The organism is Halomonas sp. SpR8 (assembly GCF_031010195.1).
Lineage (GTDB): Bacteria > Pseudomonadota > Gammaproteobacteria > Pseudomonadales > Halomonadaceae > Vreelandella.
In genome coordinates, this window is sequence record NZ_JAUAMC010000001.1 from 42,222 (window position 1) to 57,970 (window position 15,749).

Annotated in this window: 18 protein-coding genes; 14 read left to right on the top strand and 4 right to left on the bottom strand. The window is 50.8% G+C overall.

Going from position 1 to position 15,749, the window contains the following annotated elements:
- Positions 1–191: 191 nt before the first annotated feature.
- Complete coding sequence (locus QT230_RS00205; protein WP_308319462.1) at positions 192–1,181, top strand: lipid A deacylase LpxR family protein; 990 nt, start codon at positions 192–194, stop codon at positions 1,179–1,181.
- Positions 1,182–1,287: 106 nt separating this feature from the next.
- The gene (locus tag QT230_RS00210) at positions 1,288–1,605 is read left to right on the top strand and encodes a DUF6693 family protein (RefSeq protein ID WP_308319463.1); all 318 of its coding nucleotides are present in this window, start codon (positions 1,288–1,290) and stop codon (positions 1,603–1,605) included.
- Between the two features lie 82 nt (positions 1,606–1,687).
- Here the strand turns inward: QT230_RS00210 and yghU are convergent, their stop codons facing one another.
- A complete protein-coding gene (gene yghU / locus QT230_RS00215; RefSeq protein WP_308319465.1) occupies positions 1,688–2,560 on the bottom strand; it encodes a glutathione-dependent disulfide-bond oxidoreductase in 873 nt (290 codons plus the stop codon).
- A 159-nt stretch (positions 2,561–2,719) separates the two neighbouring features.
- Between yghU and QT230_RS00220 the strand changes: the two genes are divergently transcribed.
- On the top strand, positions 2,720–3,415 hold the full coding sequence (locus tag QT230_RS00220; RefSeq protein WP_308319466.1) for an aspartate/glutamate racemase family protein: 696 nt from the start codon (positions 2,720–2,722) through the stop codon (positions 3,413–3,415).
- 1 nt (position 3,416) lies between these two features.
- On the opposite strand, the gene QT230_RS00225 is transcribed toward QT230_RS00220, so the two are convergent.
- Entirely contained in the window at positions 3,417–3,851 is a 435-nt protein-coding gene (locus tag QT230_RS00225) for an organic hydroperoxide resistance protein (protein ID WP_308319468.1), read from the bottom strand.
- A gap of 118 nt (positions 3,852–3,969) precedes the next feature.
- Positions 3,970–4,413 carry a MarR family transcriptional regulator gene (locus QT230_RS00230; RefSeq protein ID WP_308319469.1) on the bottom strand — a complete coding sequence of 148 codons (444 nt, stop codon included), beginning with the start codon at positions 4,411–4,413 and terminating at the stop codon, positions 3,970–3,972.
- Between the two features lie 234 nt (positions 4,414–4,647).
- Between QT230_RS00230 and QT230_RS00235 the strand changes: the two genes are divergently transcribed.
- From QT230_RS00235 to QT230_RS00280, 10 genes are all read left to right on the top strand, one after another.
- Entirely contained in the window at positions 4,648–5,721 is a 1,074-nt protein-coding gene (locus tag QT230_RS00235) for a TRAP transporter substrate-binding protein (RefSeq protein WP_308319471.1), read from the top strand.
- Between the two features lie 71 nt (positions 5,722–5,792).
- The gene (locus QT230_RS00240; protein WP_308319472.1) at positions 5,793–6,386 is read left to right on the top strand and encodes a TRAP transporter small permease; all 594 of its coding nucleotides are present in this window, start codon (positions 5,793–5,795) and stop codon (positions 6,384–6,386) included.
- 2 nt (positions 6,387–6,388) lie between these two features.
- Positions 6,389–7,669 (top strand): TRAP transporter large permease, encoded by a 1,281-nt coding sequence (locus QT230_RS00245; protein ID WP_308319473.1) that lies wholly within the window; start codon positions 6,389–6,391, stop codon positions 7,667–7,669.
- Between the two features lie 17 nt (positions 7,670–7,686).
- Complete coding sequence (locus QT230_RS00250; protein ID WP_308319474.1) at positions 7,687–8,199, top strand: gluconokinase; 513 nt, start codon at positions 7,687–7,689, stop codon at positions 8,197–8,199.
- A gap of 310 nt (positions 8,200–8,509) precedes the next feature.
- A complete protein-coding gene (locus QT230_RS00255; protein WP_308319475.1) occupies positions 8,510–8,998 on the top strand; it encodes a tripartite tricarboxylate transporter TctB family protein in 489 nt (162 codons plus the stop codon).
- A 74-nt stretch (positions 8,999–9,072) separates the two neighbouring features.
- On the top strand, positions 9,073–10,029 hold the full coding sequence (locus QT230_RS00260; RefSeq protein WP_308319476.1) for a tripartite tricarboxylate transporter substrate binding protein: 957 nt from the start codon (positions 9,073–9,075) through the stop codon (positions 10,027–10,029).
- 62 nt (positions 10,030–10,091) lie between these two features.
- Positions 10,092–11,597: a tripartite tricarboxylate transporter permease gene (locus QT230_RS00265; protein ID WP_308319478.1), complete on the top strand. Its 1,506-nt coding sequence runs from the start codon at positions 10,092–10,094 to the stop codon at positions 11,595–11,597.
- The gene (locus QT230_RS00270; protein WP_308319479.1) at positions 11,590–12,117 is read left to right on the top strand and encodes a gluconokinase; all 528 of its coding nucleotides are present in this window, start codon (positions 11,590–11,592) and stop codon (positions 12,115–12,117) included. Before QT230_RS00265 ends, QT230_RS00270 begins: the two co-directional genes overlap by 8 nt.
- Positions 12,118–12,127: 10 nt before the next feature.
- Positions 12,128–13,123, top strand: coding sequence for a gluconate operon transcriptional repressor GntR (gene gntR, locus QT230_RS00275; protein ID WP_308319481.1), 996 nt, complete (start codon positions 12,128–12,130; stop codon positions 13,121–13,123).
- 91 nt (positions 13,124–13,214) lie between these two features.
- Positions 13,215–14,063 (top strand): MOSC N-terminal beta barrel domain-containing protein, encoded by an 849-nt coding sequence (locus QT230_RS00280; protein ID WP_308319482.1) that lies wholly within the window; start codon positions 13,215–13,217, stop codon positions 14,061–14,063.
- Here the strand turns inward: QT230_RS00280 and QT230_RS00285 are convergent.
- Positions 14,017–14,922: a DMT family transporter gene (locus QT230_RS00285; protein WP_308319484.1), complete on the bottom strand. Its 906-nt coding sequence runs from the start codon at positions 14,920–14,922 to the stop codon at positions 14,017–14,019. The two genes, QT230_RS00280 and QT230_RS00285, sit on opposite strands and share 47 nt — an antisense overlap.
- A 244-nt stretch (positions 14,923–15,166) precedes the next feature.
- On the opposite strand from QT230_RS00285, the gene QT230_RS00290 reads away from it, so the two are divergent.
- Entirely contained in the window at positions 15,167–15,589 is a 423-nt protein-coding gene (locus tag QT230_RS00290) for an OsmC family protein (protein ID WP_308319486.1), read from the top strand.
- Positions 15,590–15,749: the final 160 nt, after the last annotated feature.

Sequence of the window (15,749 nt, forward strand, 5' to 3'; positions counted from 1 at the left end):
CAGATTTGCGTTTATTGTATAAGCTATAAATCTTAGCTGTGTCGCTAAGTGATCAGCAGACAAAGGGTTGGTCCACGGGTCATCCCTTATTTTTTTAAAAGTATGCTTGCTATCTTTTTGCACAATTACATACAATCAACAATGTTTGTTGATGGCAGCCCACTCTTCCCCCTCACCTCAAGGAACGAGCAATGAAAGGAAAGTCCCCTATACAGTGGCAACTGCTTCCGCTGGTAGCCGCCATCACCCTGTTGCCAGAGTTTGCGCAGGCAGCCGATGGCGTACTCTCGATTAAGCACGAAAATGATAGTATTGCCAGCAGTGATGATGGTCATTTTACCAGCGGTTTTGAGCTAAATTGGGCGTTTAAGCCCGAGACTCAGAGTTGGACACAGCGCTTAGCCACTGCATTACCCGATAGTATAATCGGTAGTGCTGACACGGCTGCCTATCGGCTGGTGCATCAGATCTATACGCCCGATGACATTGAGCAGCGTGGGCTGGTTGAAGATGATCGCCCCTATGCTGGGACCGTTTACGGCGGTATTTCGCTGTATGAAGATGTGCCCATGGGTCGTTGGCAGCAGGCGACCGATCTGCACTTGGATATTGGTTTAGTAGGGCCGTCGTCCCTTGCCGATAGTATTCAACGTGAAGTGCATCGTGTCACTGACAGCGAACGCCCTAACGGTTGGAATAATCAACTGGGTGATGAAGCCATTGTGAACGTCGCTATGCGGCGTCAGTGGTGGCACAGCTCTCCGTTTATCGGTAAGCAACTTGCCCATGGCCCTAGTATCAGCGCTGCGTTAGGGAATCTTTACACCTATGCCAGCGCTGGCTACAGCGTGCGATGGGGTGACGAGGCATCGGGCATTCCTAGGCTGACGCCTAATGCTGGTAGTCGCCATCATATGACCGGCAATGACGGCTGGCAGTGGTACCTGTTTGCCAGTGTCGATGGCTACTATATGGCGCAAAACCTAACGCTTGATGGCAATACATTCAGAAATAGCCACTCGGTTGACCGTAAAGAGTGGGTGGGAGATGTATCCGCTGGCTTGGCGCTGGCGTGGGAAGATTGGCAGGTCACTTACGCCGCTGTTCAACGTTCGCGTGAATTTGATGGCCAGGAAAAGCAGGATAAATTTGGCGCCCTGACGCTATCTAAGCGTTTCTAAACGACAAAGATCTGTTGCAGCAATCCTTCCTAGCGCTAATTTTTATTAATTTTTGTGGCTGGCGGTGTTACTCTCAGCCGCTTTCCGCGCATATTAAGGGCAATCTGTGAATATCAAAGCTGATCTTTCCATTCTCGATATCATCGGCCATCTAGTTCTTTGGGTGGTGCTGAGTATTATCACATTTGGTATAGCGTTATTTTTCTTCCCCTACTCGTTTGCGCGGTTCGTCATTAATCGCACGTCGTTAGTAGATGCCAGCACTGGCGTCGAGCGAAAAATGATCTGCGATATCAATCTATTTAGCAACGTCGGCCACATCATCCTATGGATGCTGATTTCACTGGTCACCTTTGGTTTAGGATATGTTTTCTACTTCTATCGGGTTTGGAATTACGCTTTGAATAACTCGCGCTTTGAATAGCGGTTAAAGAGAGCAAATTTACCTTAGCATCCATTAGGGCCTACGTTGAGAGATCAAGCGTAGGCCCTTTTTTGGTGACTACTTATTCACTATCAGTCAGTTTGTCCTGAGTGCGAAGCTCAAAGTCGCTGGCGTCGTGGCGTTCATGCAACTGCTCGTGTGGCTCCCCAAAGGAGCGGTTAACCATGCGACCACGTTTGACTGCAGGGCGCTCATCAATCTCCTCGGTCCAGCGCAAAACGTTCTTATAAGTGTGGGCCTCTAAGAACTCTGCCGCTTCGTAAACGCGGTTTTTTACCAGCGCACCGTACCAGGGGTGAATCGCCATATCGGCAATGGTGTACTCATCACCCGCCATAAAGCGGTTTTCCGCCAGATGGCGGTCGAGGACATCAAGTTGCCGCTTTACTTCCATGGTGTAGCGGTCAATCGGATACTGATACTTCTCCGGCGCGTAAGCGTAAAAGTGTCCGAAGCCGCCGCCCAACATCGGTGCGCTACCCATTTGCCAGAATAACCATGAGAGACATTCGGTGCGTTTTGCCGAGTCGCTGGGTAAGAAAGCGTTAAACTTTTCAGCCAAATAGAGCAGGATGGCGCCAGACTCAAATACTCGCTGAGGAGGAGTAGTGGAGTGATCCATTAACGCGGGAATTTTGGAGTTGGGGTTCACCTCGACAAAACCACTGCCGAATTGGTCGCCCTCGCCAATTTGAATTAAAAAAGCGTCGTACTCAGCGCCCTGAATCCCTTTTTCCAGCAGCTCTTCAAGCATCACGGTGACTTTGACGCCGTTGGGAGTGGCCAGTGAGTAGAGCTGGAGAGGGTGTTTGCCCACAGGCAATGTTTTGTCATGGGTGGGGCCTGCAATGGGGCGGTTGATATTGGCAAATTTACCGCCATTACCAGGTTCCCATTTCCAAATGGTAGGGGGTGTGTAGGTGTTATTGCTCATTGTTTCCTCGCTATAAACCGGTTATCGGTAGCTGCTGGGTACAGGAATGAATATATATTTGCCGCTATTGTTAAGTTATGGGGGTGATGAAATGTGGCTACAAGGGTAGGCTGGTAATTAGCCTGTTAATAAGTAATCTATTTTCAAAGGGTGTGGCGGATGCGTGTAATTGGACTACTAGGCGGCATGAGCTGGGAATCTACCCAAGGCTACTACCGGGCTTTAAACGAAGGCGTTAAAGCGGCGCTGGGCGGTTTTCATTCGGCCAAAATCGTCATAATCAGCGTCGATTTCGCAGAGATTGAAGCGCTACAGCAGCAGGGGGATTGGCAGGCAGCCGGTGATCTGCTGGCCAGTGCCGCCCAAAATGTCGAGTGCGCGGGCGCTGAGTGTTTGCTGATTGCCACTAATACCATGCATAAAGTGGCGCCTGCTATTGAGCAAGCCATTACGATTCCGCTACTGCATATTGCCGACGCCACCGCTGAGCAACTTAAGTTAGATGGCATTACGCGTGTCGGCTTATTAGGTACCCGTTTTACTATGGAGCAGGACTTTTACACTAGCCGGTTAGAAGAGCATTTTGGCATTGAAGTCGTGGTGCCAGGGCCTGTTGAGCGCGAAGTCATTCACCGAGTGATTTTCGACGAGCTTTGCCAAGGCCGGGTCGAAGAGGCATCTCGTCAGCGCTACCTTAAGATCATCGATTCACTTTATGCGCAAGGCGCTCAGGCGGTGATTTTAGGCTGTACCGAAATTGCCATGCTGGTGAGTCAACGTGATACCGTGGTGCCGCTATATGACACCACCGCGCTGCATGCACAGAAGGCGGTGGCGTGGTCTTTAGCTGAGTGATTTATACCAGCGTCAGCGTGACGTTGATATTGCCACGGGTGGCATTGGAGTAGGGGCAAACGATGTGAGCTTTATCGACCAACTGCTGGGCGACGGATTGCTCCAGGCCGGGCAGGCTGATTTTTAACTCAACTTCAATGCCGAAGCCGGTAGGAATCGCACCGATACCTACATGACCATCAATTTTGGTCTCTTGGGGCAGCTTCACTTTTTCCTGGCTCGCAACGTGCTTTAATGCGCCTAGAAAGCAGGCAGAGTAGCCAGCCGCGAAGAGCTGCTCGGGATTGGTACCATCACCGCCAGCGCCACCCAGCTCTTTCGGCGTGCTGAGTTTGACATCCAACGCGCCATCCGACGATTGGGCTTGGCCTTCACGGCCACCTGTGGCAGTGGCGTGAGCGCGATAAACAACTTTTTCGATAGTGGTCGTGGTCATTTTAAATCTCCTGTCTGAATTGTTAATTTTTAACCTGCTGCTTTAAGTTAGCGCAGCTTTATTTTGTGCGCAAGATAAATAATCAATTAATATCGACTCTTGACCGAAAAGCGAAGGGTCATTGATTTTTTTGTAAGCTATCGCGCAGCTTCACCAAATCTTCTTTCAATACGGTCAGTGCCTCGATTGACTGTTCGCTCGCATGCACCACGCAGCTAGGAATATGGTAAGCCTGCTCGCGCAGGGCTTTACCCCTTTCTGTGAGATAAAGCTCTACCACGCGCTCATCTTGATGGCTGCGTTTGCGATCCAGTAGCTTGTCGGCTTCAAGGCGCTTAAGCAGCGGGGTTAGTGAACCTGGATCAGTTAGTAAACGCTTACTCATTGACCCTACGGTGATGCCGTCGCTTTGCCATAGTACTAGCATGGCAAGGTATTGCGGGTAAGTAAGCCCTAGCTCTTTTAGTAGCGGCTTATAGATCTTTGTCATCATTAACGAAGTTGAATAGAGCGCAAAGCAAAGCTGATGATCGAGTTCTAATTCGCTGCAAGATGGTTGCACAAGTAGGGGTGCTCCGAACCGTGGTATTTAAGGTTAGTGTTCACATTCAGTATTTACATTAATGTAGCGTGATGCCGCGCCAGTGGCTAGATCTAGACGTTGGTCGTAAGTTGGCAGTTTTGTTTTGACACGCCCACGGCAGGTCGATAGCCTTTGCTTATTCAATGTTACCGGTAACAATTTGCCGGTCTTTAAGTTCGCTATAAACAACAACGAATATTTGGAGATAACGCTATGACTGCTATTTGGCGCAACACGCTTACCTTGGTGGGTGCTACCACTTTGACGTTAGGCATGGCTCACGCACAGAGCCCTGAATTGTCTGATCCGCCTGAGATTGAAGGTGAGGTGGTGGGCGACCACGGTTCGCATACGCTACGTATGGGCATCGGCCTTGCAGAAAGCTCGCCTCAGTTCCTCTCAAGTAAATACTTTGGTGAGATTTTGGAGCAGCGCACCGACGGCCGTATTACCGTCAACGTTTTTCCTAACAGCCAGCTAGGCGACGATGTACAGATGCTGGAAATGCTGCAAACCGGCACGCTGGATATGACCTATCCATCTAGCTCCGCAACGACCGGTTACGTAGAGGAACTGGCGGCGTTTGACCTGCCGTTCCTACTGCCCAGCCGTAAAGCCGCCATCGCTGTGATGCAGAGCGAAGTGGCCCAGGGCATGCTGGACGCCTTTGAAGGCACTGGCCTGAAAGCCCTCGCTTTCTCTGAAAATGGCTATCGTCAGCTCTCTAACAGCGCTCGCCCGGTGGCTAGCCCCGAGGATGTAGCGGGTCTGGACGTGCGCGGTCTCAGCGTTCGCACCATGGAAAACCCTGTTCACTTAGCTATTTGGGAAGCATTAGGCGCCAATCCAACACCGATGGCATTTGGTGAGCTATTCTCTGCTATGGAGCAGGGTGTTGTAGATGGTCAGGAAAACCCCTGGAGCACCATTCTGACGTCTAACTTCAACGAAGTGCAGGATTACGGCACCGAAACGCGCCACGTCTACACGCCGTTTATCATGATGCTTTCCGAGCGTACCTGGGATCGTATGGCGCCCGAGTATCAAGAGTTAGTGCTTGAGGCTGCGCGCCAGTCTGCCGATTACGAAATCCAGCTATCCGCTGAATACGATGACTGGTCACGCGACCAACTGGCCGAGCGAGGAATGGAAATTACGCGTCTGGATGATGAGCAGTTAGCTGCTTTCCAAGACGCCGTTCAGCCGGTTTATGAAGAGTGGGCGCCGCGCATTGGTGAAGACCTGATCGCCGACATTCAGCAAATTGTTGAAGACAGCAGCAACTAAACCTCACGTTTAGCGCACTATCGGCGGGCAGGCCAGTGTGTCTGCCCGGCGTGTCAGTGCCAGGAGTTCCCATGCCTCTCTCCTCTACACCCCCAACTGCATCGATACCGCTTGAAGATCCATCGGTGTATCTTGACGACCCTAACCGCAAACAGCTGGAAATCGATACCGATGCCCCTCAAGGCCCGGCGGTTTTCCGCTGGCTCACCCTGGGTATGGAGTATCTGATCGGCGCTATCTTAGTAGCGTTGATTGTGTCCGTTTCCTGCAACGTGGTGGGGCGCGCGCTGTTTAATCATTCGCTGCCGTGGGCCGATGAGCTGGCGCGCATGCTGTTTATCTGGCTGGTGTTTATCGGTGCCGCCGCCGCGTTTTCACGCTATGAGCACATTGCTGTTGATGCCTTAGTGCGCCGCCTGCCGATGCGCTTAGCGCATATGCTTTATCTACTCCAGCACCTGATTATTACCGGCCTGATGGGAGTAATGATGTGGGGCGGCTATCAAGTACTAACTCGGTCTAGCGGGCGTTCAGCGATTATGGGAGTGCCGTTAAGCGTGTTAAGCCTCTCGCTGGTGCTGTGCGTTACTTTTATTGCAGCGGTAGCGATTTGGCGGATGTGGGTCAGCCTCAGCGTTATTCGCCAACCTGAGCGGGAGCACTGATCATGCTATGGATTTTTCTAGCCATTTTAATGGTCTCCATTGTTATTGGCCTGCCCATTGCCTTTGGTTTAGGCGTGGCGGCACTAGTGATGGCGGTACTCTCTGATATACCGCTATCGATCATGATCGAGCAGTCGATTCGCGGGGTGAACAGCTTTCCGCTGCTGGCGATTCCGTTCTTTATTTTAGTCGGTGAGGTGATGAGCAATGGCGGCATCGCGCGCCGCTTGATGGAGCTAGCGGGTGCGTTAGTGGGCTTTATGCGTGGTGGATTGGGGCAGGTTGCTATTACCGGCTCGATGTTTTTCGGCGGCATCAGTGGTTCGGCCGTCGCCGATACCGCCGCTACCGGTGCAATGATGATTCCCTCAATGAAAGAGCAGGGCTATACCGCGGCCAATGCAACGGCGATTAATACCGTGTCATCGGTGATCGGGATTATTATTCCACCGTCAATCCCGCTGATTCTATACGGCATCGTTACGGAAACCTCGATTAGCCGCCTGTTTATCGCCGGTATTATTCCGGGGCTATTGATTGGCTTTGCGCTGATGGTGACCACCTATATTTTGGCCAAAAAAGATGGCGGCGGTGTGCGTAAGTTCAACTGGGAGCGTCTTTGGAAAGCCTTCAAAGCTGCCTGGCTTGCGCTGGTGCTACCGGTGATTGTGATTGGCGGTATTATTGGCGGCGTGTTTACCGCTACCGAAGCTGCGGTGGCAGCACTGCTTTACTCGCTGGCTATTTCGCTAGTGGTATATCGTGAATTTAAGCTCAAAGAACTGGGCGGCATGTTGATTCGTACCGCGCGCTTGACCGGTATGGTCATGATGCTGCTGGCGTTTGCAACGGTGATTGCCTGGTTCTTGACCATCAATATGGTGCCGCAGACGCTGGTTAGTCAGGTGAAAGCGATTACTGAAGACCCCTTTTTGCTGCTGCTGATTGTTGCCTGTTTGCTACTGCTAGTAGGGTTTGTAATGGACTTAACCCCGGCGATGGTCATCATGGCGCCGATGCTGGCCCCCATTGTGACATCGGTGGGCGTTGATGCCGCCTACTTTGGCGTATTAATGGCGTTTGTGTTGGGCATTGGGTTATTAACGCCGCCGGTGGGCACCTGCCTTTACGTCGGTTGCGGCGTAGGTAAGGTCTCTATGGAGTCACTGGTCAGAGCAATGCTGCCTTACTACGCAGCACTGCTAGTGGTGCTGGTGGTCTTGATTGCCTTCCCTGGCATCGTTACCTGGCTGCCTGACTTGACCGCCGTGCGTGGCAATTAATTAATAGGAGAGCCTCTGTGAAGAACCTCTCGCAGCGTATTTTGGTAATGGGCGTGTCTGGCTCGGGTAAGTCGTATATCGGTCAACTGCTGGCCGCAGAGGTCGGCGCGACGTTTATCGATGGCGACGATCATCACTCGCCTGCCAATGTGGCAAAGATGGCCAGCGGCACGCCGCTTAACGACGATGACCGGCGCGAGTGGCTGGATACCTTGTCGGCGTTATTTGCGCAGTATCGGAGCCGGGATGAGTCACTGGTGATTGCCTGTTCGGGGCTTAAAAAGCGTTACCGTGATCGGCTTCGCCAGGGTGATCCGGCGCTGCAGATTCTCTATTTAGAGGGCAGTCAAGCGCTGTTGCAGCAACGCCTGGAAACCCGTGCAGGCCACTTCTTTAAAGGCGATTCCATGTTGGCCAGCCAATTGGCCGATCTGGAACCGCCCGGTGAAGAAGAGGCCTTTAACGCCTCTATTACTCTGTCGCCGCAGGAAATCGTTAATCAATTTGCTGCCACGCTGACGAAGCCCTGAAGTACGCTACGTTAAGCCAAGTAATTAAAAGTAAGATTAAGCAATGGGAGGGACTTATTTCATATAAGATTTAATGCCTATATCTGATATAAGGCATTAATTATTATGAACAAGTCCTTCACATATCGGAGTTATTTTCAAAAGCTAATTATATTCTCCAAAAGGCATCAATTTTTTAGACATTGGTCGTAATTTGTCAGTTTTATTTTGACGCCCGCATCATTGGTAGATAGCCTTAATGTTATTAAAGTTACCGGTAACATTAGCGGTAATAAAAGTAATCCATTGCTCCACTAACGCGTGTGCTCAAATGCTATCAAACCTTATTCTCGGCGTAGTGATCTTACTTAGTTCGATTTTTTTCTACCTACAGGCGATTGATTTGCCTGAGCGTTCAGCGCTTTTTCCGCATTTTATTTTGTGGGGAATGGCGATTGTGGGTGTGCTGTTAATTTTTCAGGCGTTGCTGGAAGTACGAAAAAAAGTTTCACAAGAAGGTTTGGTAAGCCGTCGTGAAGCGCGTGCTCAGTTAAACGATATTCTGATTTTTCAAGTGCTGGTGCCTGGTGGACTACTGCTAATGGCATATGGATTATTGTTGTCCGTGGGGTTTTATCCAGCATCTGCTTTTTTGGTCTTTACTATCTACAGCTACCATGCTTATCGCATTGATGCCGCTAATCTCAACAAGTCTATGTGGTTTCGCTCCATCGGCTTCGCGATAGCAGTCACACTCTTTATGTATCTCATTTTTACTTTATTGCTGGGCCTCCCAGCACCTTCCGGCGCACTCTTTTGATCAAGTACGCAAGCGCATTGAAAGAAGAGTAACGCCAATTTATTCACGTATGACAATTGCTCAAGGTGATAACAATGAACGCTAAATTATCTTTTCTACTGAGTGCGCCGTTTTTACTAACGGCGGGCATAGCCCAGGCACAAGATTTTCCTACTAAAAACATTCAAATTATAGTGCCATATAGCGCCGGCGGCGGAGGCGATACGGTTGCGCGTATTGTCGCTGATCGTTTGGGAGAAGAATTAGGCCAACAAATTAATGTCGTTAACCGCGAGGGTGCAGGTGGTGAGATCGGCATCGATGAGATTGCCCGTAGTGATGCTGACGGCTATACCCTGGGGGTATTTGGTTATCCTGATAACTTTGTCTTAGAGCACACACGAGATACCAGTTTTACTTTTGATAGCCTCGACTATTTGGCTGCATTTGACGATATGCCGATGGGAGTATTTGCCTCGCCTAATAGCCAGCACAGTACTCTGGAAGAACTGGTGAGCTATGGTCAAGAAAATCCAGCCGAAATGATTATTGGCGAGTCTGGCGCTCTGGGCTTGCTCCACGCACTAGCCTTTGCTGAACGCTCCGATATGCAAATTACCCCCATTCGTTACTCCGGTGGTGGCGAGCTGATGAATGCTTTGTTAGGTAACCATATTGATTTAGCGTCGACATCTTCCATGAGCCATGATCCGATTGTTGATTCAAACGGCACGCCGATCGGTTTTGCAGCGGAAGAGCGTATGGAAATGTTTCCTGATGTGCCGACATTTAAAGAACAAGGCCTTGACCTTGTAATGGGGGTGTCTCGGGTGCTGGTTGCCCCTGAAGGGCTGCCTGACGACGTTCGTGAAGCACTTGTCACCGCATTGAACGAGATCAGTACCGATGAAGCAATGATCGCTAACTTTGAAAACGCTAAAATTCCTTATCGTTATTTAGATGATAGTGCTGTTAATAAAATGTTGGAGCAATCCAATAGTGTCTTAATGCCTGTTATTGAAAATAATTTAGATAAAATTAACGGCAATTAATGCCAGGTCATGACCGGGGTTAATCACCCCGGTTTCATTTTGCTATTACCCGAGTAGTGCCCATGGATATTTTTTCAATCCTGCTCAATTTATTTACCCCTAGCGTTTTTTTAGTGGTGTTTGCGGGTGTTCTGGTCGGCATTGTTGTCGGAGCTATTCCCGGCTTAAACGGTGCTATTGGTATTTCGCTGCTGTTACCACTGACCTTCACGATGGAGCCGCAGATCGGACTATTGTTGCTTGGTGGTATTTACATGGGTGGTATGTACGGTGGTTCCATCACTGCGATCTTAATTAACGTGCCAGGCGATGTCGTCGCTGCGCCCGTAGCGATGGAAGGATATCCGCTGACGAAGCAAGGGCGTGCTAAAGAAGCGCTCTATTACTCTATTTTTTCCAGCATGTTCGGTGGTTTTATCGGCGTGCTTATCCTGATTTTGTTTACACCGCCGTTAGCAAAACTTGCGCTGCAATTTGGTCCTGCGGAAATGTTTTTTGTGTCGCTAAGCGGTTTAATCATTGTGGGCGCGCTGAGCGGCAGTTTTTTGAAAGCAGCGTTTGCTGTGTTGCTAGGGTTGTTTATCAGTACAGTCGGGGTAGATATGATCACGGGATCTGAGCGATTCACCTTTGATAGCATAAGTTTACGCTCGGGTATTTCCGTAGTGCCCGTTGTGCTGGGACTTTTTTGTTTTGCTGAAATGTTCTTAAATATTGGTAAAAAACCCAGCGAACAAGTTCAGTATCGTGATCAGAAAATTTCGCGTATGACGGTGGTGAAAGATATCTTGAGCCAACGTTTTTTGGTTTGGAAATCAGGCTTGATCGGCACCTTGGTGGGGCTGTTGCCAGGCGTGGGGACAACGCTTGCGGTGTTTATGTCGTATGGAGACGCTAAGCGTACCTCTCGGCGCGATGTTCCGTTTGAGCAAGGAAACCCTGACGGGATTATCGCAGCCGAAAGCGCCAATAATGCCACTGTAGGAAGTTCAATGGTTCCGTTGCTGGCGCTTGGTGTCCCAGGTAGCCCCACTAGCGCAATCATCGCAGGTGCGCTCGTCATTCATGGCATAGTTCTTGGCCCCAGTTTATTTGTTAACCGTCCAGACGTAGCGTTTACATTCTTGTATGGAATGTTGCTAACCGTGGTGGCGATGACCATCATCGGCGCGGTAGGTATCAAGTACTTCTCTTACATTTTGAAAATAAAAATGGAATATATAGTACCGACAGTGCTGGTATTTGCTCTGTTTGGTGCCTATAGCCTGCGCAATAGTCTATTTGATGTCTTTATTGCCATAGTGCTGGGTATCGTTGGCGCTATTTTTAAGAAAATCCATGTGCCTGTCGCACCTATCATTATCGGGGTGGTGCTAGGGCCGTTGATTGAGACCAATCTAGCAAGGGCGATGCGTATTGCCGGCGCCCGTAATATGCCGCTATGGGAGTATTTGCTAGCAACGCCGCTATCTAAAGGGTTGGTAGCGCTGGTGGTTATCATGCTATTAGTCGTTATCCGGATGCGCCATAAGGAAAAAGTGGCAGCTAAAGAGGTTAAAAATGCATAACTTGCCCAAGCACTGCAAAATTCTGGTTATGGGTGTGTCTGGTTGCGGTAAGAGTTTAATTGGTGCCCAGTTGGCGAGCTCGTTAGGCATTCCATTTTATGATGCTGATGATTTTCATAGTCAAAGCAATGTAGATAAGATGGCTCAGGGAATTCCTTTGAATGATCAAGATCGTAGTGACTGGCTATCCGATTTAGCACAATTATTGTCACAAGAAACAGCGCTAGTACTTGGCTGCTCTGCTCTGAAACGTCGCTACCGGGAGCGCTTGCGCCGGGATGAGCCAAAGGTGGTGTTTATTTATCTTGAGGGCGACTTTGCAACGATTCGCGATCGCCTTGCAGCAAGGGAAGATCACTATTTCAAAGGTGACGATATGCTGCAAAGTCAATTCGCTCAGCTAGAGCCTCCCAGTGAAATTGAAGCAATAACTGTATCAATTAATCAGCCACCAGAGATGGTTTTACAAAGCTGCATCAATGCGCTTATCACGACCAACGCTACCCCAGCTTCTTGCTAGTTGAGAACAATTGAAGAAAAAACGCCCCACCCTACAAGATATTGCCGACCACGTAGGGGCTACCAAAATGACGGTAAGCCGCTGCCTACGGGATCCTGAGACGGTTTCGGAAGGTCTGCGCGAACGTATCTTTTCGATTGCCGAAAAGATTGGCTATATCCCCAACCGTGCGCCAGACCTGCTGTCTAGAGCCACCAGCCACTCGATAGGCGTGCTGGTGCCGTCACTCACCAATCAGGTATTTGCCGATGTGATCGTCGGTATTGAGTCATTAACGGAGCCTGCGGGCTACCATCTGATGCTGTCTCACTATGGCTACAGCCCCGAACTCGAAGAGCGCAGCTTGGCTTCGCTGCTCTCCTATAACGTTGATGGGGTGATACTTTCTGACCGCGACCATACGCCGCGTAGCCTGCGCATGCTGGAAACCGCCGGGATTCCGATTGTAGAAATCATGGACACCCGCCGCCCTCCGCTTCAGCAGGCGGTAGGCTATGACAACGTTCAAGCTGCCTTTGACATGGTTGACGAGATGATAAGGCGTGGACGACGACAGGTGATTTACTTGGCAGTGCGTTTGGATGAGCGTACCCGCCAGCGCGAGCAGGGCTATCGCCAAGCCATGCAAGAGCATGGCTTGGTGCCCGTCACGCTGCAAAGCACCCAGCGTTCATCTTACAGCGTGGGGGCGGCGCTGCTTGGGCAGGTCGTCGCTGATTATCCCGCGGCGGATGGTGTGTTCTGTACCAATGATGACGTCGCGGTCGGCGCCTACTTTGAGTGCCAGCGACGCGGCATTGATGTGCCAGGACGCATGGCGCTGGCTGGCTTTCACGGCCATGACGTCGGGCAGGTGATGACGCCTAGGCTTGCCAGCGTGGTGACTCCTCGCCAAACTATTGGCGAAGCGGCGGCGGGGGAGCTGTTAGCGCGTATTCGCGGAGAGGCACTGACACAGAAAGTGGTTGATTTGGGCTATCGGATTGAAACGGGCATGACGCTCTAACACGACTGCTTAAGAAATGCGGCGTGTTTTCGAGTAGCAGCGAATGTTGGGAGTAGCTAAAGTAGCCTTTTACTTTTATCGCGAGGCCGTCGTGGAGATTACTCAACTCAACATTTATCCCGTTAAGTCGCTAAAAGGCATCAGCATTGATCACAGCGAGCTGCAAGGCCACGGGCTAGCTTGGGATCGGCGCTGGATGCTGGTCGATGCGCAACAGCGTTTTGTTACCCAACGCCAACTGCCGGCACTTGCCACCGTCGAGGTCGCGTTGGCCGATACACACTTGGTGCTTTCTCATCCCAATGTTGAGCCGCTGAATGTGCCGTTGGCAGAGCCCGAGGGGAATTTACGCCTAGTAAACGTGTGGAATGACCACTGCAAGGCTTGGCCCGAAAGCGATGAAGTCTCTCGCTGGCTGGTTGCTGCTCTGGGCGAGCAGGCCCAGGGGCTTAGCATGGTGCGTTTTGCCACTGAGTTTACCCGTGCCGTTGAAGAGGATTTCCTTGATGGCGGGGCGGCGCACACTTATTTCTCTGACGGATACCCCTTTTTGATTGCCACCACGGGCTCATTAGACGCCCTTAATCAAGCCTTGGTAGCGAAAGGGCAGGCGCCTGTACCCATGAACCGTTTTCGGCCCAATATCGTGGTCAAAAGCGATGAACCTTGGGCGGAGGATCGCTGGGCAACGCTCGCTGAACAAAACGACACCTTTCAGCTGGCACTGCGTAAACCCTGTAAGCGTTGCAAAGTCACTACCATCGATCAGCATACAGCGGCAGTGCCTGCTCCCGCAGAGCCTCTGAAAACCTTGATTGAGCTCAATACCCAACCCACTAAAAAAGGCGCCCACTTTGGCCAAAACGCCACGCTGCTTAACGGCGAAGGCAGTGTTATTCGTGTGGGGGATAGACTGGTGGCGGCGACGCGCGACGCCTAATGCGCAACAGTTTGGTCGCAATGGCCGTGCCGATCAGGGTAATCACCATGCCGGCGATAATCTGAAGGTTCAGCATTTCATCAAGCAGCAAGTAGCCCCATATCAGCGCGCTCACCGGGACTAAAAAGGTCACCGTTGAGGTTGCTGTGGCGCCCGCGCTGGCGAGTAGGCCAAAGTAGAGCAGGAACGCCAGCGTAGTGCTTAGCGCCGCGAGCGCTAGGGCGTTTCCCCACGCCAGTGGGCTGATGGGGTCGCTTGGCCATAGCAGAATGCCAGGGATGAGAAGCACCAGCGCCGACATCGCGCTACTGCCCGCCGCGAGAACGCGCGTTGGCAGATGACTAAGGCGTGTTTTGGAGTAGTTGCTCGCAATACCGTAGCAAAACGTTGCTCCCAGTGCGGCTAAAATAAACCAGCCGTCCCCGCCCAAAGCAAAGTCAAGTCGATTGGCAGACAGTACATACACACCCAGCAACGCCAAGGCGAGCCCCAAGTACTGCTGTCGCTGTATCGCGGTAGCGAAAAACAGCGCGCCAAGCAGTGCGGTGAAAATCGGTGTGGTGGCGTTAATCAAAGAGGTAAAGCCCGCCTCAAGTTGTGTGGTGGCGAGTGCTAACAGTGAAAAAGGCAATACATGATTGACGACCCCTAAAAACAGCAATGGGCCTTTATGCTGCCAGATGAGTCGCAGATAGCGCAGGCTGATCAGTAGCGGCATTAGTAGCAGGGCGCCAATCCCCATACGCACCAGCACCAAGGGCACCGCGCCAAACTCGGGGGCGGCCACACGCATAAAGATAAATGACAAACCCCATAGCGAAGAGAGCAGTATCAGGCGCAGCGTATCAGCCGATGACATGGCGGGTCCTTAATTTCCGTAGGCTATTCGATTAGATAGCTAACTAGCTTACGGCCGAACTGAAAACGATGAAAGCCATATGCAGAGCGGGCTCGGCAGAGTGGTAAAAATCAGCTACGCTGGTTAAGTGGTCGACGCGGCAACCGCCGTTAGGCTCAGTTTGACGACACGGTTTGAAAACACGGTTTGAAAACATGGTTTGACAACATGTCTATGCATATTGACTACACACAAGGAGTTGTTCATGGATCGTAAAGCTAGCGCACGTTGGGAAGGTGGTCTCAAGGATGGCAAAGGCACCGTTTCAACCGAAAGTGGCGTTTTGGATGCCAAGTACTCCTTCAGCAAGCGTTTTGAAGATGAGAAAGGTACCAACCCCGAAGAGCTAATTGGCGCAGCGCACGCCAGCTGTTTCTCAATGGCCCTATCAATGATTTTGGGCGAGAAAGGCTATACCGCTGACGCCATTGAAACCAGCGCCAAAGTGACGCTTTCCCAAAGTGATGCCGGGTTTGATATCTCGAAAATTCACCTGGACGTTGTGGCTGAAATAAGTGGCGCCGACGACGCCGCTTTCCAGGAAGCAGCGGAAACGGCTAAAGCTAACTGCCCTGTTTCCAAGGTTCTTAATGCAGATGTAAGTATGACGGCTAAATTAAAAGGCTGATAACCAGCTTTTGATAGCTTACGTTTTTTAATAGCATAAGTTATGGTGCCGCCACATTGTATGATGTGGCGGTAATTTTTAACGATTTTTTATTGGTTTGACGAGTAAGGCTATTGTTGGCAATAAAAAAGCCCTGGCAAGTGCCAAGGCTTTTTGAGAC